An 18,635-nucleotide genomic window follows, 5' to 3' on the forward strand; every position below is an offset into this window, starting at 1 on the left:
GTCCCTGTGCGTGCGGACCATCGGTATCACGCCATCCTCGACGAAGAATGGCATGGCCATCTCGCCAGCTATGTCTGGCACGCTGAGCGAACTCGCGTTGTTGAACATCGCAACCCCCACAATTCGTTGAGACACCCTTTGCCACAGCCGGGAACTACGGCGTGCAACAGATCCTTCAACTAAGATCACAGACTGTTTGCAACCGCAGAGCGCCGACGATGGTACCTTCATCGCAAGTCTGAGGGAGGGCACGGCTAAAAAGCTAAGCCGATCTATACACTCTGACCACCAACAACTCGCAACAGAAGGTCTACAGCAGATGAAAACAAGAGCGCTCATCCTGGTTGAAGGCGGTCCATGGGGTTGTGGTCAGCTATGTGTCCAAGCAGCCCAGCGTCTTGGACTTCATCCAATTACTCTTTCGGCTGATCCAACTGGCAACCGATATCTCGTGACGGAAGGGAGTGAGGCAATCCGTGTCGATACAAGCAACCTCGATGCGCTGATCAGCGAATGTTCCCGGCTACGTGCGATCTACGATATTGCTGGGATTATGGGCAGATCAGTATTCTATGCGACAGTCGGCAAGCTCTGCCGGCACTTCGATCTACCGGGACCGAACCCTGCATCCATTGAACGATGCGAAGACAAATTCACTCAACGTCAGCTCCTTGCGGAGGCCGGTGTTCCAATGCCGGCCTATCGCTTGGCGACGAATGCGCGCGATGCTGCAAGCTCTGCCGCGGAGATCGGCCTGCCGGTGATTCTTAAGCCAGCGGTAGACGGCGGCAGCATCGGAGTCCGATTGTGCCGCAACGTCGACGAGGTAGCCGAACATACGGCCTATCTGTTGGGCGGGGAGTACATATGGCAGTCCTCGCCAAGGATACTTGTCGAAGAATTCGCACAGGGTCCTTACTACGAAGCTGACATAATGGGAAAGGACGTCATTGCGATTGGCGCCGGGGACTTCGGCCCTCCACCGCACTTCGTCTATCGCGAGTACATCTATCCGGCGCCTCTGACTGATGAGGAGTATACCTGTATCGCTGATATTTCGTTGAGCTGTCTGCGAGCTCTCGACCTCGGCTTTGGGGCGATATGCATTGAATTCCGCTGGACGAAGCGTGGCCCAGTTGTCATTGAAGTCAATCCGCGTATGGCTGGCACGCCCGCTCCCCAACTGGTTCATCTTGCTTACGGTATCGATTTAATCGCCGAGCACATCAAGCTATTCACCGGCGACAAATGCGATTTGCGCAGAAGGCACTCCCATATAGCGGCCGCGCGGTTCCTGGTTGCTGATCGCGATGGTGTCCTCGATTGGATCGGTGACGAAAGGCGAGCGGCTGCTGTGTCAGGTGTCGCCGAGGTTAAATTCTACGTCGAACCAAAAACGCCGATCATCAGGAAAGGTGATTTCCGAGACACGATCGGACATGTAATCGCGGCTTCATCCAGCCGTGCTCAGACCGAGGCAACACTGCAGCGTGCCGTCGACATGGTCGATTGGTCGATCACACCATTTCCTACCCTTGGCGAATAGGAACGATCTGCCCTGTTACCTTGGGGCGCCAAGTGGCGGCGCCCCTTTGCGTGAATGCCAGCCGTTTTGCAACGAAGAACCTGAAGCATTGGGCATGTGATCGAGTGCGGTCATGTGTCAGGCCTTGATTTGCGGCCATTCCATATGCCGCGGGCCGGTATGGTTATGCGCGGATCAGGTCCAAATCAACAAAGCGAGCTTGCGTAGGCTCTCAACTTGTCTCTGGTTTACCTGACCCCGATCTGGTCGACCATTTGTCCATGCAGTTCATGCCTTCGTCACATCCCCAACGTCCTGGTCTCAGGTGCGTTGTTGGACGTCACGCAGGCACCGTCGCCGGATCCCGGTAGTCCTCCTGTTTCGTCAGCATGGCCCAGATGCCACGCGCCATCTTGTTGGCCAGCGCGATTGCCACCAGCGTGCGGGGTTTCTTCAACATCAAGCGGGCAAGGCCAGGAACTGTCGGGCGCGCGCCTCCGAGACGCCCATCGAACCACGGCCATGACGCCGACGATGGGCAACCGCCGAAATCGTAAACGGATCCTCCCCGGTGTCCAATGCAATTTGCGAACCAACGAAGAGGCTGTGCGAGTAATATAGAAAACAGTGTGTTTCGCCCGTTACGCGGAACATTTGCGCGCCAGCGTCTCAGGCACCGAACATATACGTCTTCAACCGCACACTTCACGCGACTGTCGTCTCTCGGCACCTTCGAGCAGAAATTCGACTTCGGGACGATCAATCCCGATGACTCTTTGCTGAGCTTTCGGGAGGTTGTCCATTCGGATCGAACCGAGGAGACTGGAGTTACCAGGCTTCAGCACTCAACGGAGGGTCCGAATGAACATCCACAAGAATTCCCGTCTCACGCCGCTGCATCGAGAGGAGATGGCGCTGTCGGTGACAGAAGGCGTCTTAGCCCATGCGGCGCGTGTCTACGGCGTGTCGGCCAAGATCGTGGCGCGCTGGTTCGAGCGCTATAAGGCCGAAGGGCGTGCAGGCATGATCGACCGTTCCTCGCGGCCCGCCCATATGCCACAGGCCACCGCTGCGTCGATCGCCGAGCGCATCGTTGCGTTGCGGCGGCAACGCTGGACCGGCAAGCACATCGCTCATGAGGTCGGCGTCTCGCCCGCTACCGTCAGCCGGGTTCTCAAGCGTGCCGGACTGTCGCGGCTGAGCGACATCGAACCGGCCGAGCCGATCCGACGCTACGAGCGCGAGCATCCCGGCGAGATGATCCATATCGACATCAAGAAGCTCGGTCGCTTCAGCCAGGTCGGCCATCGCATCACCGGCGATCCGCAAAAGGGCAAGTCCCGTGGCGCTGGCTGGGAGTCCGTCCATGTCTGCATCGACGACGCCTCCCGCATCGCCTTCTCGCAGATCCTGCCCGACGAGAAAAAGAGAGCGCCATCTTCCTCAAGGCGGCGGTTGCCTATTACCCAAGCCTCGGCGTCGCGATCGCCCGCGTCATGACCGACAACGGCTCCTGCTACAGATCGAAGGCCTTCGCCACCAGGGCCTGCTATCTCGGTCTCAAGCACGTCAGAGGCCCTATATGCCCAAGACCAATGGCAAGGCCGACGCTTCATCCAAACGGCGCTGCGCGAATGGGCCTATGCCGTCGCCTATCCAACTTCAGATCACCGCGCCGCCGAACTGCCTGTCTGGCTGCACAGATACAATTGGCATCGCCCACACGGCAGCCTAAAGTCCAAACCACCCATCAGTCGCCTCGGATCGACCGAGGACAACCTGTTGAGGCTCCACACTTAGCCCAGGCGCCGGCTCTTCTGGTTGCGCCGTCTTAGCCACCGCAGCGGTCTCCGGCGCACTGCCGATTTCAGCGCTGGATAGTTGAGTTGGCAGCCGTAGAGTCAAAGCAAAACGGCGGCGAACCACCTGTGCTGCGCTTGTGCGGCCGTCCGTGAGCCGATTCGGCCCGGTTGCCACCAATGCCGAACCATCAACTTCTAGTCACGCTTAGCATTCTCGGCCGCGGCTTTCTCGCTTTTTCGCAACTCGTTCACGTTGTAGCGTAAGCTGAACCGCAGCGACCGACACCGCGCTCGCCCGGCGCGCCAGCTGAGCGAGCTACCTCCGCTTTGCCGCCACCAGCGCCGGGCTGGCCCGGAAGTAGTTCTGCTCTTTTGGTCAGCACGTGCCAAATCAACTCTGCGAGCCTGCCGGCGACCGCCACATCTGCGACCTGCGCCAGCTGACCTCGATCGCGACATCGCCCGGGAAGCGGTTGATGATGTGCAAGTCCGGCGGCTTCAGACGATCACCGGCGTCAATGCCATCGTTGAGATGTAGCGGGCGATAGCAGCCCGCTCGTCGTCGGGAAGCACCTGCCGCTCGAGCCAGGCACGACCCCGACGGTTGAATAGATCGGCATGCGGGCACTTCGGCACGAGGTGCGCCTGCAGCACCTCGTCCTTCACCCGCGTGCGATGCCGCACGACCTGGCGCGCCGCGCGACGAGGCGGCGAAGCCGGTCGGTCCCCTCATCGGGAACCCAGACCTCCGGCAGAAAGCCGCTCGCATGAGCTGCACAGAACGCCGCATCGATCTTGTCGGTCTTGATCCTGGCATGGGCGATCGCGCTCACCTGCATCGGGTTGGCGACAATCCCCGGTCGACATAGGGCGACAGAACCCGCACCAACGCCATGGCGTTGCCCGTAGCCTCGACGACAATCCCTTCCGTTCGTCGCAATCTGCGACCGAACCCCTCCAGCCCCGAGCGGGTCATGTCGACCGTCGTGATGGGCGCAGCCGCCATCTTCCCAAACTACCACCTCCGCAAAGGTGCGGATGTCTATTCCAATCACATGTCTCATCGCATCCCTACTCAAACAGTTGTGAGCCGGCGAGCGACGCGACACCTGCGGATCCGCGCTCTCGTCGCAACCGTACAGGCGCCGGCCGGGGCGGCCAGCTACTAACTCCAGCTAGCAGCTTATCGATTGATCCCGCCGGCCCGCACTTAGCTGGGAACGGAGGGCACCGTCATGATCACACCGGTTACTAGACCGCTCAGCTGACTCTGCGCGGGAGGGCCTGGGAGTTCTTGCGGCGCAATCCGGCATTCCAGCCTGATCTGGTCCGGCAGTTAAAATTCGCCGCCCGGAACTTCCGTCGAGGTGATCGCGTCGGCTGGCGAGCTGTCGAGCTGACTTGTTTCGCTGAATCCCAGGCGGCGCGGCGGCGCCTCTGGTGGGCGCCGGTGCGCTCAAGTGCTCCCGTCATTGCGGACCAGCCGTCCTCGTCGTCGACGGCGTCGCCGTTCGAACTTGCGACATTGCCTTGTCGTGCCGCAGTCGTGCCGAGGCCCGACAACAGCCAGCATGTCCTTCTTGGCAATGCGCAGCGCAGCGTCCAGATCGCTGTTACCGGTGCGGACATCCTGCAGCCAGTTCACCTGTGCCGATGCGGTGGCCCGCGGCGGCGTTGGAGAATCGCCTGAGGGCGCTCGAGTGCCTCTTACGGCGAATTTGCCTCCTGCTTGTTTCCGCAAAAAACGCGGCCACGATTGAACATCGTTCTTCAGGTCCCGACCGATTGCTCGCCGGACCTTCACAATCGCCAGATCGCATCCGCGCCGACTGGATGGATCCTGGCGATCACCTCCGCGACCGCATTCGGCGCGCGTCTCTCGGGTCCTGCGCTCAGGAATGGGGACTGTCGTGAGTTCCCTGCCGGAAAACGTGACAGACCGAGCCGTGCGTCAGCCAGCGAACAGTTCCTTGTAGCCTGACGTCACCATCCAGTTCGCCCGATCGATATGGCTGCGAGCCGCATTGAGGGCGCGTACCGGTTCAAGGACGGGGTCGATGTCGAGAATGAGTTCGGCCACTTCCTCTACGCTGGCATTGTCGGCGCAGGCGTCGAGGATGCGCAGGTAGATGGTCGAATTCTGCCTGTCGTAGCTCGTGATGCTGTCTGACCAGGGGACCTCGTCGCGCAGTGTTGAGCTTTGAGACCCATCTGTTCCCGTTGGCCGATTCATGTCTGCCGCGAACCTCGCCATGTTGATCGCTGGATTCAAGACAGCATATCCCAAAATGGGATAATCCGGAACCGGGATTAGTGGCTGAGCCGATCTTTACCTGACCGGTTCGCTAAATGCCCAAATCTCTTCGATCTGTCCGCCACCATAGGTTTCTGGCCCAGTTGATATCGCTGCGCAAGGCCAAGGGCATGACCCAGGCGCAGGTAGCCGAGAAGCTTGGCCGGCCGCAATCCTTCGTGGCCAAGTATGAAGGTGGAGAGCGGCGCCTCGATGTCTTTGAGTTTCTCGATGTAACTGCAGTGCTTGACACCGACCCTTGTGAGATTCTGTCCGGCCTGCGTTCATAGCTGGCGCCGGCGGACCAGCCGCTTTTCTTCTTTTTGGCCCCCCGGCGGAGCTTAGGGTAGGCGGCACTCCTTTCTAGGCCTGCCGCGGCATCCCGCAAACCCTTCGCTCTCGCTTCGGGTCCTTCTCTTCGTTCCGTTCCTTCGGATAGCGTCCACCTGGAAGGCGGTCCTTCCGATCGCAGCTCGCCGCCCACCCCAGCTTCCGTGCTTCCGGGCAAAGCCGCGATAGGCGAGCGGAGGCAAACGAAGCATGCCGGACCGAAGCGTACCGTCATTGAATAAGCAGGCAGAGGACGGGCGCCCTGTCCTCAATTCCGCTTTGCGGCCGTCGAGCGTCGGAATCGTTCCTGTTTCCGTCTAGCTTAGGCCGGTTGCGCAGGAATCGGCGCAGGTCCTCGTCCGACCGGTTCTCCGCTCGCTCGCTATCAGGATGCGAGGATTGCCACAGGCAGAAGCTGCCGAAGCGATCATCGTGACGATTTGTTTTTTCAGCTCGGTTCGTTCAGCGTCCCAGTCGGGTGGGGTCTGACCGAGAATGTTGCGAACGAAGAAGTCCGGGATTTGCGCTCAGTATAGATACTTTGGCGCGCCGTGATCGGCACCAGGCACATAGACCATGTCGAAATCTTTTCCCGCCTTGATGAGTCGGTCGGCAAGCTCGAGCGAGGAGGACGGGTCGACATCGTGGTCCATTTCGCCGACGACGATCATCAGCGTGCCCCGCAGCCTGTAAGCATTGTCGCGGAGGATTGGCAATATTCAATGCTGACTGGCCACCCCATCCACTGTTCGTTCCACTAAATCTTGTCTATTCGGTTGTCATAGCAGCCGCTGTTGGCCACCGCGATTTTATAGAATTCGGGATGGAAGAGCAGCGCGCCCACCGCGCTCTGACCGCCTCCCGACCAGCCGAAAATGCCGACATTGGAGATATCGTACCACGGATACCTCGCGGCGGCCGCCCTGTGCCATAGGATGCGATCGGGAAAGCCTGCGTCCTTGAGATTTTTCCAGGCAAACGTCATAAAAGGCGCGAGCATTGTTGGTCCCCATGCGATCGATCTGGACAACGACGAAGCCCAGCTGCATGAGCGGCTCTGTCCGCCTTGAGAAGGATTTTGGGACGAAGGAGCCCAGGGGTCCGGCATAGATATTCTCGCCACTCAGCTTCCATGCCAAGGGGCGCGACGGCGAGACCGATAGCTGGGGCGTGATCCACCTGCCCGCCAATTTCGATCCGAAGAAGAAGTACCCGGTCGTGGAGATTGTCGCTGGCGCGGTAGAGTATCAGTTGAGGCGGCAGATCGATGCGTGACCATAGATCGACATAATAGCGACCGTGGGAAGAGAACTTGACATGGTGTTGGCCGGCTCGGGCGTGAGCTCGGTCAGCCCCTCACCATCGAAGCCGATGCCGTACGCATGGACGAAATACGGGTCCTCCCCCAGGTTCCTCCCGCTCGCTTCGAACCAGATCTGGCGCTCGACCGGATCGACATAGTTGACCGCCCGGACGACCCACTCACCGCTGGTGATCCGCCCGCCCGTCTGGCCGTCAAACAGATACAGGTGCTCGTGCCCATCGCGCTCGGATGCCCGGATGATCTCCTTCCCTTCGTCGACATCGTAACGAAAGATTTTCCCGGTATCTTCCTGATGCATCACCAGACGCTGGTAGTCTACAAATGTCTTGCTGGTCTCGTCGATGATCAGCGGGCACGGGCCGTGGCGGCCTCTACCTCGACCAGCCGATAGAGCTGATGCCCGCGTTGGTTATATTCGAAGTGAAGCGGCGACCGTCCGCCCACCACCGGAGAGGAGAAAGTTCGAAGGGATTGGAAAACAGAGCGTTGTCGATAACGATCTGCGGCGGCGCGGCATTTAGATCGAACAGGACCGGCTGGGGCCACGGAAGGACATCGCCCGGCTTGGGATAGACCAGTGTTGAAGGTTCGCGCTGCAACTGGTCCGTCGACGAATTGAGGTATTGGAGCTCCCGCTTGAAGCCGGGGCGAACACGGTAAGCCGCGAGACGGCGCGAGTCGGGCGACCAGCTCAGTGTCGAAAAGACGTAGTAATTTCCCTCGGATCCATCCCGGCTCAGCGCAACGTCCTGCGATCCGTCCTTGCTGAGCAGGAAAACATTGTAGTTCCTTATATAGACGATCCATTTGCCGTCGGGCGAGACGCTCCTCTGGTCTTATTCTCAGCCGGTGGCGTGTAGTGGTGGCTGAGCTGAAAGTCCGGGGCGTCCACATCCAGTTGTGTGCTGGTGCAGGCATAGCTTGCAAGATCGCAGCTCACCGGACCTCCAACCAGGAAGTCGAGCCTGCGACCATCCTCGGTCAGTTCGAAACGCTCGAAGGGAAGATCGTCGGCCTGATAGCTCGTGTGGCTCGGTTCATTTAGCGCCGCCAGACGGGCCTGATCAAGGCGGCCCGTTACAAGCCCGTGGCAGCATCGACCCGCATGAACTGCTGCTCGCCGTGGGTAGTCCGGCGGTATGTGAACACGTTGGCTCCAGTCAGCCAGAACGCCCTTCGGGGACATTTACGGTGAGCCCGCAGTAGCGATCGTCGATCGTCAGTGCCGCTCCAAATCGTTCAGCGCTAGCGGTGGATGCGCACCGTTCGAATTGTTGGCCAGCGCCCGAGGTCGCCGATCCCGATGCCTCTTGAATTGATAAGCGAGCACGAAAGCGCCGATCTTAAACATATCTGTTCACCTCTTTCGGTTTTCGGAAAACGCTTTGTTGGAGTCTGGCTTTTCATCCCCGGCGTGCAGCAGCGTTGAGTGTTGCTTGAAGGAGTCAGCACGTGGGTCCAGCCGGCAGTCACCATGACTCATATCCAGGAACTGGCCGGGTGAACCAGACTGAAGAGTTGGCATCCGAGCCAGCAGGGTATTTTCCGTCTCCACAATGATGGAATATTCAAAGCCCGATGACGCTTGCACTCATTCGTCCTTCTTTTTTCTGAAGCTAGAAGCGCCGGAATTGCGCCCGGCACAAAGCGTTGGCTTTTCGACATTCTCTGCATGGCTGTCGTCGGTCCGTTGATCCGTGTCTGCATGAACGATGCAATATCCCCGCCAAAGGAAATCCTTTAAATCAAGGCGATCGATCGGACCGGCTGTGTCGGATGACCACATTAACGTCGCATATCCGACAGCTCGGACACCCCAAGTCACATTGACCTTGGGCTATATCGGGTTGACAAGAGTAGAAGTCGGAGCCGACGGCAAAAGGGCGCACGAGGCGCCCTTCATTCGACTCGGCTGTGAGTAAGCCGCGTTCGCCTTCCGTTGTCAGAAACGGTAGGTGACGCCTGCGCCTATTAGCCACGGATCGAGCGCCGCTTTCCCGGCCAGCTTGCCGCCGGCCACCGTAACATCGAAGTCTGGCTTGAGGAATAGCTTCTTCACGTCGAAATTGACGCCCCAGTGTTGGTCCACCATGTAGTCGAACCCGACCTGCAGTGCGGTGCCGAACGTGTTCTTCACCTTTAGATCATCGGCGCTGCCGGCTTCCTGATGATAGAAGATCGTATAGTTCACGCCGGCGCCGACATAGGGCTTGAAAGCACCGAAATCGGTAAAATGGTACTGCAATGTCAGCGTCGGCGGCAGCAGCCAAACCTTGCCGATATTGCCCAGCCCACCGATCGAACCCTGGCCCGTGATATTGGCATAGGTGGTGCCGAGGATAAGCTCGGCGGCGACGTTGTCCGTGAAGAAGTACGAGATGTCGAGCTCCGGCGTCACGGTGTTCGAATAGGAAAGACCAGAGCCGGGCACCGCATCAACGTAGCCCGAATCCTCAGTGATGACCCCCAAGGCGCGCAGGCGGATCTGCCAAGGGCTAGCCGATTCCCGCACCCAGGCACCCTCGTCGGGGTCGCACGGGACCTCTGGAACGTCAGCCGCAGCCGCCTGCTCTCCGACCAGGATCAGCGTGATGGCCGCTATTAGCCCCCGCGCAACGTTCAATTGCCTTGTTGCCATCGTATTCTCTCCTTGCTCTTCAGAAATGTGGACTGAACGTATGGTCAGGCTGTATTGACCGAGAGCGACAGAGCGATGGCGCATTTTGCGCAAGCAGTGCTCGCATTTGTAGCTTTGCCGCAGCCGTGAACCTGCACTCACTCGCTCACTGTAGTTTGCTCTTATCTGGCTCCCCGCCGTTTACGACGCTGTCAGCGTGCCAGCCGATCGCGTTGCGAAGAAAATTGATGCCAAGACTGATGAACGCTGCTCGCTCGCGATTGTCCTTGCCGTAGCCGTGCCCACCGGCGCTGGGCTCGTAAAAGTAAGCGGCATAGCCAAGCGCTTGCAGTTTTGCGGCCATCTTACGCGCATGGCCCGGATGGACGCGGTCGTCGCGTTTCATACTGGCGAGTAGGATAGGCGGATACGGCTGTCCCGGAGTGGCAGTGTGATAGGCGGAGATTTCCTTCAGGAAAGCCCAATCGTCAGCCTTGTCGGGATCGCCATATTCGTCGATCCAGCTCGCGCCTGCCAGGAGCTTGCTGTACCGTCGCATGTCGATAAGGGGAACTGTGCAGAACAGCGCGCCGAATTGCTCGGGATAGCGCGTTAGCATGTTGGCGATCAGAAGGCCGCCGTTCGAGCCGCCCTGCGCGGCAATGCGCCTCGACAGTGTAATGCCCCTTCGTACCAAGTCGGCGGCAACGGCGGCGAAATCGTCATGGGCGAGACGTTTGCCCTGCCTGCGCCCGGCATCGTGCCAGCGGGTGCCGAACTCGCCGCCCCCGCGGATGTTCGCCACCACACAGGTGCCGCCGCGTTCGAGCCACAGCTTGCCGAGCGAGGAGTTGTAGGAGGGCAGGAGCGATACGCCGAATCCACCATAGGCGGAAAGGTGAACCGGGGCATCACCCTTCCCGTTCCGCGGACCGACCTGCGTGTAGGGGATCATCTCGCCATCGATCGACACTGCCTCATGGCGCGTGACCACCAGTCCGGATGCGTCGAAATTCTCCGGGCTGCGCTTTAGGATTACCTGAGCGCTGACATGCGGCGCGGCTTCGAGATCTAACAGGGAAAGCTGGGGCGGAGTGGTCGGGTCCTGGGCCAAGACCAGAAGCTCTCCATTGCTCTCGTGAACCGCGGCATCGAGTGACCAGAGGTGAACAGTCCCTTGCGCTGGCACGGTGTCCAGCACTCGGCGCGTCCATTCCTGCGGACCTGGGATAAACATCTCAAATTTTCGGCCGAGGTTCGCCAGGTAGGTGATGATGAGCTTTCCATCAGTCCAGAAGAATGATTGCAGGCAGCGCCGCTCGGCCGGTTCAAACAGGGTACGAAAACGTCGCTCGCCGGCGATGAAAGAGGAAAGCGACATGCCGATCAGCACGTCGGCGCAATAGGTCGTCCCTGCAACCGTCCATGCTTTGCGCGGCTTTACCGCGAGCCAATCGCCAAAGTTAACCCACCTGGCATCCTTGGGAAGGTCGATCTCAATCTTCGGGCCGCTTCTGTCGCCAATGCGTACCAGCTTCTCGAAGCAGCCCAGTTGCTCGACGAACCATAGGCGCTCGGTCGCGGCGGTGCGGTCCAGATGGCCAGACACACCGAGGTTTTCGTAACCGGTCTTGAAGATTACCGGCGCGGTGAGGGGATCCGCGCCACGCTTCCACAGCCGCACGGTGCGCGCATAGCCGGAGCGAGTTGCCATGCCCTGACCAAGCGCGCTGGAAAGCAGAAGGGTGTTGGGGTCGAGCCAATGAACGCCGCCCTTGGCTTCGGGAAGATTGAAGCCGTCGGCGACAAAGCTCAGAGAGCTCAGGTCGAATTCACGATGCACGACTGCGTCGCCGCCGCCGCGCGACAAGCGCAGAATGGCTCTTTCCCGTACCTCCGGCTCGATCGACGCGCCGCCCCAGATCCAGTCCTCTGCGTCGGTAGCAGCGAGGGCGTCAAGGTCGAGCAGCAGCTCCCATCGGGGATCCGCCTCCATATAGACAGAAAGGGTGGTCCGGCGCCACAGCCCGCGCGGATTTCCGGCATCCTGCCAAAAATTGTACAGGTACTGACCGCGGCGCGTGATTAGGGGCATCCGATCTGGGTGGTCAAAAATCACTGTCAGCGCCGCCCGGTCGCGCTCAAACTGCCCTCCACCGAAATGCTTCAGGGTCTTTGCCGACTGGCCCACCGTCCACGCAAGTGCCCGTTCGCCTTCTACATCTTCAAGCCAAAGGTGGGGGTCATCGTCGGGTGCATTCACAGTTGGCCGGAAATCGAATTCGGTCATGTCCCGATAACCGGACGATTAAAAGCGCAATGGTTTCGGTCTGCTCGGGAATGCTCAGTGTTGGCTGGCGCGCCAGCATCTTCGAAAAGCGTGATCATCAGAGGGTTCTTCTCAGTTGGCGGCGCCAGAGTGCTCTTGCGCACAGGACTGCATCTGTCGTGCCAACTGTGAAATCGTTCAAAACAATGGGATGACTCTAGTTGCGCTATGTCACATGGCCGACATAGTCGAGAATCCGACAGCGAGCGCACCCGTAGTCGCCGGATCAAGCTACGCCGGCGAGTTCGGCGACACAGTCAGAACTCAGGCGCCTCAAAATGACTTGGCTGGACCGCAACATCTTCGCGTCGGAACGCTTAAACGCTTCCGGATCCAATTGGCAAACGACACCACGACTCGATGGCCGCCATGGAGGAACGAATCGTCTGTGGGTCTAGAGACCAGAGCGGTAAAAAAATCGAAGTCCAGGGCTCGTTCCGCTGGCTTTGATGGTTGGTCAAGCCCCTGCCACCGCGCGCATCCCGACCGCGTGCTCCAGGTGCAAGCCGCTCCCAAAGGCCCGGCGTGAGCACCACCTGAAAGGAATTGCCCACCTCGCCGTTCGTGTTTTGCGGTCGGCTCAACAGTCAGCTTACCTGTACACCTATACAGGCTGCCATAGCCTGGAACTTGGCCTCCAATGGCGGGAGCTTCCCCTAGGAGACCTCCCATGACTACGCTTACAACGCCCGCACTTCGACGACCGTCGCACAATCAACGCACCCACCGCCGCAGCACGGGATCTTCAAGGAACGTTAGGAAAGCGGCGAAGGAGCCGACCACTGGCCTCGAGCCAACCCACTTGGCCTGCTCGGGCCGTGCTGGCTGCGCTGGTTCGATCAAGTCGCCGCTATTTGCCTGCGTGTTCTGCCCCGAACGGTGCCGACCTCACACGCTTCGACGAAACACATCCATCGAGGGCTGGTGGCCCGGGCGCCGGTGCTTCGCTAGCTGGCGTGATGTTTCGACTTGCCTGGGGGCGGGCAGGGGAGCACAACAATGCCTGCAGTTCTCGTGAAAGGCGCAGACGAGGCGGATTGGCGCGATGAAAGATCATACGATTACACTGCTGGTCTGACGCCGCGCGAGTGGGCCTGGGAGTTCTTACGTCGCAATCCAGCATTCCAGCGCGACGTGATCGCTGCAAGCCAGCACGCCAGTACTTTGTCCTACGGACCCTCTCTCGACGTAGTCTCGTCGACCGGTAACCTGTCACGGTGGGGCGTCCTGTTTCGCCGAGTCTTACGGGCGCAATTCGGTCGTATTCTGGTCTCCGCTATGGTGCGCTTACGTGCTGCCGGTGATTGCAGAACAGCTGTCTGCTCGGTCGGCGACAAGGCCGCTCGAGCTCTCGGCATTGCCATGCCGTGCGGCGGTCCTGCTGGCGCCAGACAAGGGCCAGCATGTTCTTCTTCGCAACGCAGAGCATACGCTCCAGCTCGCCGTCTCTGGCGCGGATATCCTGCACCCCGTTTGCCTCCGGACCGAGGCCATTTGGCCCGCGACCCTTTCGAAGCACCGCCTGAGGGCGCTCAAGTGCCTCAATGCCCTAAACTTGGGTGAGCACCTGCCCGCCCGCTTGTTTCCGCCGGAAAAACGGGGTCTCCGTTTGACCTTCGTTCTTCGTGCGCTCGACGGATCGCTTGCTGGGGCGTCACATCGCGAGCTCGCTGAAGCGCTGATTGGTCAACGGCGCGTCCATGCCGACTGGAGGGATCCTCGCGATCATCTGCGCGACCGCATTCGCCGCGCTGTCACTCGTGGCCGCGCCCTCATGCATGGAGGGTACAGGGATTTCCTTCTTTGAAAAGGGATAGTCCGACTTGTACATCAGCCGGCGAACAGTTCGAAGCTACAACTGGTCACCGCCAGTTCGTCAGTCGACTTGGAGAGGAACGGCCTTAAGAGGTGCGCTCTGGTTCAGGCGTCGGTCGATGCTGAGAGGCACGTTAGACATTGTCCGATAGGTGACAATGTCGAGTACGCAACAGAGAAAAAACCTATCGCGTCGGGTCTTTTAAAACGATTTTTGCCTTGGCACGGAACATGCGCGCTAGCAAAACGCGCGGACTGAGTGGTTCCCCCCTCCACGAAGGTCGCGGACTTACGCCACCTCCCAAGGCGTACCCGGCCCGGCAGCGAGCTCAGTCTCCTGCCGGGCATGCGGGTTCAGCCGTGCTTGCGTTCAGGACTTTAAAATCAGACACGCAATGTTTCGCTTCCGACTATGCGGGCTTGGTGCCGAAAGTTGAGGTGGCGGAACGTGGCGCTGCGTCTGACATGATTACGTGAATGAAGCGCAAGGCCTGAATAAATTGTCAGACTTCGAGCGCGGTCGTTGTGGCTCTGTGTTCACGGCAGCGACTATTTTGGCCGTTGCCAACCCGAGATCCGCCTTTGAAGTAAATGCGGAAAGGCTCACTCGCAGCGTAGTCTTGGCACCTCATAGCTGATCCTCGTCAGCACACGCGACGGAGCGTGAGCGCGGCAGGCGAACCTGTGGAGAGACAGGTTTCGCGATCGCATCGGTGTCACACCATGAATTGGTCAAGGAGCACGTATTTGGAAGGCGCGATGCTTGAACCCAATACATGCGGCAGGCGATTGCTCAATTGAAAGTTGTCTTGAAGCGCTTCGATGCCGCTCACTACCCGCAGCCGCCGAGCCGCCTATTCCTCGGCAGTCCGTCGGCTGCTGCGCTATTCAGCAGCCGCGCTGTTGCCCGTCCTGTTCACCACAAAAGTGAGGCGCAACCACTCCCTAATGAGCAACGCGCCCACGCCTTACGGGCTGTGGAATTTATGCGCCAATGGGTGAGCAGATCGACTTCGACAAACTCGTCTCTCAAAGCGATGCGATACGACCAACAACCTGCGTCCACGTATAGGATCGCCTCCGAAAGCACGCGGCGAAGAAAATGGGTCAAAATCCAGTGGTTGAATGACTCCCTTCTTGTTGTTTGAAGCCACGACAGCGGACGGGCGTGAGTTTCGCAGCGAACGCATCTGGTTCGATCCAACCTGACGCATTCGCTGGACGCAGCCTACTTCGGCGCATGCGGCTCTTCGGTCGAAGACTGCTTGCTTCATAGAGACCAGAAACGGCCTGCATTGGACTACATGGGTGTACTTCAACTAGGTTGTCTCGCTTATCACTTTCTTTGCGGCCAGCTGTTGCTCCAGAAAATGCCCAGGCTGAACGGCCGTCATTCGGAATGTAGCGGGAGCGTTCAGTTTTCGTGTAGTGGTCGTTGGGCTTATTGTTTCGCTACGATCTGGCCCAGATCGGCAAGGCGCTCGACCACGTAGTCCGGTCTGAATGGAAACCGCTCTATGTCAGCCCGTTTGGTCACCCCCGTAAGCACAAGGGCTGTTTTCAGGCCCGATTCCAGCCCTGCAAGCACGTCGGTGTCCATGCGGTCACCGACCATGATCGCATCGACAGCTCGTACTCCCAGCCGATCGAGCGCGTTGCGCATCATGAACGGGTTCGGCTTGCCAACGAAGTAGGGCTGACGGCCGGTGGCCTTCTCGATTAGTGCTGCGACTGCCCCGCACGCCGGATGGGAGCCCCGCTCGGTCGGGCCAGTCGCATCCGGATTGGTGGCGAGAAAACGCGCGCCCCTGGCCACAAGCTCGGCGCCAGTTGCGATCTGCTCGTAATGGTACGAAATCGTGTCCCCGAGGACCACGAATTCGGGGGCAACCTCCGTTATCCGGCAGCCTGCCTGCCGCAGGGCCTCGACGAGACCGTGGTCGCCGATGACATAGGCAGATGATTCCTGCTTTTGCAGTTCCATGAACCGCGCCGTGGCGAGCGCCGAGGTGTAGATGTGCTCTGGCTGCACGGCGAAGCCGACCGCTCTTAGACGCTCGGCATGATCTTCGGGCGTGAAGCGCGAGTTATTGGTGAAGATCTGAAACGGCTCACCCCTGGCGATTAGCGCGGCGACATAGCCGACGGAGCCAGCAATCGGTTGACCGCCCCGGACCAGGACCCCGTCCATGTCGAGCAGATGCGCTTTAATCATTGGATCTCAACCCTCAATGTCTTTCGTGCATGCACGGCCTGGGCACGTCTTGTGTCACTGAATCTTCTCCAGGCGAGAATGCCGGCGACTGTACCGAATGAGAGCGATGCGCGAAGGGCGCTCAATTGGCCGTGCGGCAATAGGGAGGCTGCGGCGTAAACGTATCGGTGGCATCCGCGGACCCTGCGGACGCCATGCACCGTCGGCTGATGACAATCGCGTTCTATTTTCTGTGAACCACTAGCCTGGCGAGACGTGCCGCGCTTGCATAGGATGAGCAACCTGCAGTCTGCTAGCGGCGCCTTGCCTCCTCGCCGTAGAGGGGGTTCAAGGTAGCTGGGCGTCTAGATCTCACTTAAGGCGCACAGGCCGCGGGTCGCGGTGAACGACCCCGAAACCAGCCAATAGAAGGTTCGCCAAAGCGCTCGCTCATGCCTTTGGTTCATTTTGCGCCTGAGGTATCCATCCACATAGAGATCAGATGCCGCCCATGCAGAGGTATTTCATTTCGAGGTAGTCTTCGAGCCCGTGGCGGGATCCTTCTCGCCCAATGCCGGACTGCTTCATGCCGCCAAAGGGCGCCGCTTCCGAAGACATACGCCCGGTGTTGATGCCAACCATGCCGTATTCCAATGCCTCGGCAACGCGCCAAACACGCTTCAGATTCGAGGCATAGAAATAAGCGGCGAGACCGTAGATCGTGTCGTTGGCCTCACGCACAACCTGATCCGCATCATGGAAGCGAATGATCGGGGCGAGCGGCCCGAAAGTCTCCTCTTGCGCAACCGCCATAATGCTGGTGATTTCAGTGAGGACTGTGGGTTTGAAGAAGGTCCCATCCTTGCCGATGCGTTCCCCACCGCATCGAATTGCGCCACCCTTGGCAACGGCATCTGCGATGTGGGACTCGATCTTTGCCAAAGCATGCACGTCGATGAGCGGTCCGACGTCCACTGCCGGAGCGAAGCCGTCGCCAACCGACAAAGACCGGACTTTCTCCACGAATTTTTCAACGAACTCATCGTGAACGCTCGATTGGACGTAAAGACGGTTCGCTGAAACACAGGTCTGCCCGGCGTTGCGGAACTTCGCCTGGATCGCGCCGTCAACCGCAGCGTCGATATCGGCGTCGTCAAAGACGATGAACGGCGCATTGCCGCCGAGCTCGAGGCTGACCTTCTTGATCTGGTCCGAACACCGGCGCATGAGCAGCCTGCCAACCTCGGTCGAGCCTGTAAAGCTGATCTTTCGGACCTTCGGGTTGGAGCAAAGTTCACGTCCGACGCCATCACCTTCAGACGCATAAATTAGATTCACCACGCCGTCGGGAAAGCCGGCTTGGTGGGCGAGGGCGAACATTGCACCTGCCACGAGCGGCGTCTGTTCAGCAGGCTTAAGCACGATCGTGCAGCCCGCCGCCAGGGCCGGCGAGATCTTGCGCGCCACCATCGAGGCCGGGAAATTCCATGGCGTAATCGTGCCGACCACACCGATGGGCTGCTTGATCACCAGCATGCGACGGTCTGTCGACGGTGCGGAGATCGTCTCGCCATAGATGCGATTGGCTTCTTCGGCGTACCATTGCAAATACGCTGCCGCGTGCGAAACCTCCGACTTGGCTTCGGCAAACGGCTTGCCCATCTCTGCAGTGAGTATCGCGGCAAGATCATTGGCGTGGTCAATGATCAGCTCATGCCATCGCCACAAAACGTCACTGCGTTCTCGGGCGGTCAGCCCCGCCCATCGAGGCTGCGCTACACAGGCCCTGTCGATCGCAGCGCGTGTCTCCTCCACACCCATGTCGGGAAGTGCCGCCAGGACTTCACCGCTCGACGGATTGAGGACCTCGAATGTCCGCTCGCTAATCGGCGTGCCGAGCGCCGGCAAGCGATCAATGGCGCCAAACAGGTCCGGGGATTTCAAGTGGCGGATCATCGGCAGGCACAGGGGCAATACCGGATTCCTCTCAAATTCGGCTGATATGTATGTCGACAGGGCGTCGATTGGTACGCCGCACCTTCGGGTTGCTTATAGGGCCTCGGCCAGACGGCTGGTAGACCATTGCACTCAGCTCACCGCTAGAATTTTCTATTCTTCTGTCGATGACTCGCGGTTCACGAGAGGTGCGAGCTGAACAACAGGCATCGGCTTCCCCACCGCGGCCAGCGCTGCGGATCAAGATCGGAGTCCTCGGGCCAATGCTAAGGTGAGGCTGATTGTATAACGATCACTGAACAAAAAATTGGGGTCTGGAGCTTCCTTCCAAAAAGTTGCTCTGCACGCTTCTTCCAAGCTTCTTCTGGGCACCGGTTGAGGCTCGTGTGGAAAGATCGATCGGTCCGGCAGCCCTAGTAAAGTCGCGACTCCGAACGGAAGTCGGCGCCG

The 18,635-nt window shown here is 59.5% G+C and carries 16 protein-coding genes and 2 pseudogenes; 5 read left to right on the top strand and 13 right to left on the bottom strand.

Annotation, left to right across the window (positions count from 1 at the left end; genetic code table 11):
- Positions 1-319: 319 nt before the first annotated feature.
- Complete coding sequence (locus A4R29_RS05160; protein WP_063173585.1) at positions 320-1,546, top strand: ATP-grasp domain-containing protein; 1,227 nt, start codon at positions 320-322, stop codon at positions 1,544-1,546.
- A 319-nt stretch (positions 1,547-1,865) separates the two neighbouring features.
- Here A4R29_RS05160 and A4R29_RS34925 read toward each other — a convergent pair.
- Positions 1,866-2,073: pseudogene (locus A4R29_RS34925) on the bottom strand (IS110 family RNA-guided transposase); the annotation flags it as partial.
- Between the two features lie 313 nt (positions 2,074-2,386).
- Here A4R29_RS34925 and A4R29_RS05165 point away from each other — a divergent pair.
- Positions 2,387-3,325: pseudogene (locus A4R29_RS05165) on the top strand (IS481 family transposase).
- A 500-nt stretch (positions 3,326-3,825) separates the two neighbouring features.
- On the opposite strand, the gene A4R29_RS34775 reads toward A4R29_RS05165, so the two are convergent.
- The 3 genes from A4R29_RS34775 to A4R29_RS05170 form a co-directional block, all read right to left on the bottom strand.
- Positions 3,826-3,993, bottom strand: a complete 168-nt coding sequence (locus tag A4R29_RS34775; RefSeq protein WP_174564959.1) for a hypothetical protein — start codon at positions 3,991-3,993, stop codon at positions 3,826-3,828.
- On the bottom strand, positions 3,990-4,166 hold the full coding sequence (locus A4R29_RS34780; protein WP_174564960.1) for a hypothetical protein: 177 nt from the start codon (positions 4,164-4,166) through the stop codon (positions 3,990-3,992). Before A4R29_RS34780 ends, A4R29_RS34775 begins: the two co-directional genes overlap by 4 nt.
- A gap of 1,112 nt (positions 4,167-5,278) precedes the next feature.
- A complete protein-coding gene (locus A4R29_RS05170; protein ID WP_338039854.1) occupies positions 5,279-5,599 on the bottom strand; it encodes a DNA -binding domain-containing protein in 321 nt (106 codons plus the stop codon).
- Positions 5,600-5,676: 77 nt separating this feature from the next.
- On the opposite strand from A4R29_RS05170, the gene A4R29_RS05175 reads away from it, so the two are divergent.
- Entirely contained in the window at positions 5,677-5,910 is a 234-nt protein-coding gene (locus A4R29_RS05175; protein ID WP_063171367.1) for a helix-turn-helix domain-containing protein, read from the top strand.
- 567 nt (positions 5,911-6,477) lie between these two features.
- Here A4R29_RS05175 and A4R29_RS35585 read toward each other — a convergent pair.
- From A4R29_RS35585 to A4R29_RS05190, 7 genes are all read right to left on the bottom strand, one after another.
- On the bottom strand, positions 6,478-6,666 hold the full coding sequence (locus A4R29_RS35585) for a prolyl oligopeptidase family serine peptidase (RefSeq protein ID WP_395316757.1): 189 nt from the start codon (positions 6,664-6,666) through the stop codon (positions 6,478-6,480).
- Between the two features lie 41 nt (positions 6,667-6,707).
- Entirely contained in the window at positions 6,708-6,950 is a 243-nt protein-coding gene (locus A4R29_RS35590; RefSeq protein ID WP_395316755.1) for a prolyl oligopeptidase family serine peptidase, read from the bottom strand.
- 247 nt (positions 6,951-7,197) lie between these two features.
- On the bottom strand, positions 7,198-7,572 hold the full coding sequence (locus A4R29_RS35595; RefSeq protein ID WP_395316753.1) for a DPP IV N-terminal domain-containing protein: 375 nt from the start codon (positions 7,570-7,572) through the stop codon (positions 7,198-7,200).
- Between the two features lie 73 nt (positions 7,573-7,645).
- Positions 7,646-8,077 (bottom strand): DPP IV N-terminal domain-containing protein, encoded by a 432-nt coding sequence (locus A4R29_RS35600; protein WP_395387729.1) that lies wholly within the window; start codon positions 8,075-8,077, stop codon positions 7,646-7,648.
- Between the two features lie 554 nt (positions 8,078-8,631).
- Positions 8,632-8,865 carry a hypothetical protein gene (locus tag A4R29_RS34030; protein WP_145923737.1) on the bottom strand — a complete coding sequence of 78 codons (234 nt, stop codon included), beginning with the start codon at positions 8,863-8,865 and terminating at the stop codon, positions 8,632-8,634.
- Between the two features lie 351 nt (positions 8,866-9,216).
- Positions 9,217-9,912 carry an OmpW/AlkL family protein gene (locus A4R29_RS05185; protein WP_063171368.1) on the bottom strand — a complete coding sequence of 232 codons (696 nt, stop codon included), beginning with the start codon at positions 9,910-9,912 and terminating at the stop codon, positions 9,217-9,219.
- A 145-nt stretch (positions 9,913-10,057) separates the two neighbouring features.
- Positions 10,058-12,181 carry a prolyl oligopeptidase family serine peptidase gene (locus tag A4R29_RS05190; RefSeq protein WP_063171369.1) on the bottom strand — a complete coding sequence of 708 codons (2,124 nt, stop codon included), beginning with the start codon at positions 12,179-12,181 and terminating at the stop codon, positions 10,058-10,060.
- Between the two features lie 1,038 nt (positions 12,182-13,219).
- Here A4R29_RS05190 and A4R29_RS34940 point away from each other — a divergent pair.
- Both A4R29_RS34940 and A4R29_RS34945 read left to right on the top strand, forming a co-directional pair.
- Positions 13,220-13,783, top strand: coding sequence for a transcriptional regulator domain-containing protein (locus tag A4R29_RS34940; protein ID WP_244506906.1), 564 nt, complete (start codon positions 13,220-13,222; stop codon positions 13,781-13,783).
- The gene (locus tag A4R29_RS34945; protein ID WP_244506907.1) at positions 13,776-14,027 is read left to right on the top strand and encodes a DUF2285 domain-containing protein; all 252 of its coding nucleotides are present in this window, start codon (positions 13,776-13,778) and stop codon (positions 14,025-14,027) included. The genes A4R29_RS34940 and A4R29_RS34945 overlap by 8 nt, the downstream gene beginning before the upstream one ends.
- 1,449 nt (positions 14,028-15,476) lie before the next feature.
- Here A4R29_RS34945 and A4R29_RS05195 read toward each other — a convergent pair.
- Together A4R29_RS05195 and A4R29_RS05200 are read right to left on the bottom strand one after the other, a co-directional pair.
- Positions 15,477-16,250, bottom strand: a complete 774-nt coding sequence (locus tag A4R29_RS05195; RefSeq protein WP_063171370.1) for an HAD-IIA family hydrolase — start codon at positions 16,248-16,250, stop codon at positions 15,477-15,479.
- A gap of 477 nt (positions 16,251-16,727) precedes the next feature.
- A complete protein-coding gene (locus tag A4R29_RS05200) occupies positions 16,728-18,203 on the bottom strand; it encodes an NAD-dependent succinate-semialdehyde dehydrogenase (RefSeq protein WP_063171371.1) in 1,476 nt (491 codons plus the stop codon).
- Positions 18,204-18,635: the final 432 nt, after the last annotated feature.

The organism is Mesorhizobium ciceri biovar biserrulae (genome assembly GCF_001618845.1).
Taxonomy (GTDB): domain Bacteria; phylum Pseudomonadota; class Alphaproteobacteria; order Rhizobiales; family Rhizobiaceae; genus Mesorhizobium; species Mesorhizobium ciceri.

Excerpts from the sequence above, each read along its gene's own strand:
- A4R29_RS05160 (WP_063173585.1), top strand. The coding sequence starts at position 320 with ATGAAAACAAGAGCGCTCATCCTGGTTGAAGGCGGTCCATGGGGTTGT.
- A4R29_RS34780 (WP_174564960.1), bottom strand. The coding sequence starts at position 4,166 with ATGCAGGTGAGCGCGATCGCCCATGCCAGGATCAAGACCGACAAGATC.
- A4R29_RS05175 (WP_063171367.1), top strand. The coding sequence starts at position 5,677 with ATGCCCAAATCTCTTCGATCTGTCCGCCACCATAGGTTTCTGGCCCAG.
- A4R29_RS35590 (WP_395316755.1), bottom strand. The coding sequence starts at position 6,950 with ATGCTCGCGCCTTTTATGACGTTTGCCTGGAAAAATCTCAAGGACGCA.
- A4R29_RS35595 (WP_395316753.1), bottom strand. The coding sequence starts at position 7,572 with ATGCATCAGGAAGATACCGGGAAAATCTTTCGTTACGATGTCGACGAA.
- A4R29_RS05185 (WP_063171368.1), bottom strand. The coding sequence starts at position 9,912 with ATGGCAACAAGGCAATTGAACGTTGCGCGGGGGCTAATAGCGGCCATC.
- A4R29_RS05190 (WP_063171369.1), bottom strand. The coding sequence starts at position 12,181 with ATGACCGAATTCGATTTCCGGCCAACTGTGAATGCACCCGACGATGAC.
- A4R29_RS34940 (WP_244506906.1), top strand. The coding sequence starts at position 13,220 with ATGCCTGCAGTTCTCGTGAAAGGCGCAGACGAGGCGGATTGGCGCGAT.
- A4R29_RS05195 (WP_063171370.1), bottom strand. The coding sequence starts at position 16,250 with ATGATTAAAGCGCATCTGCTCGACATGGACGGGGTCCTGGTCCGGGGC.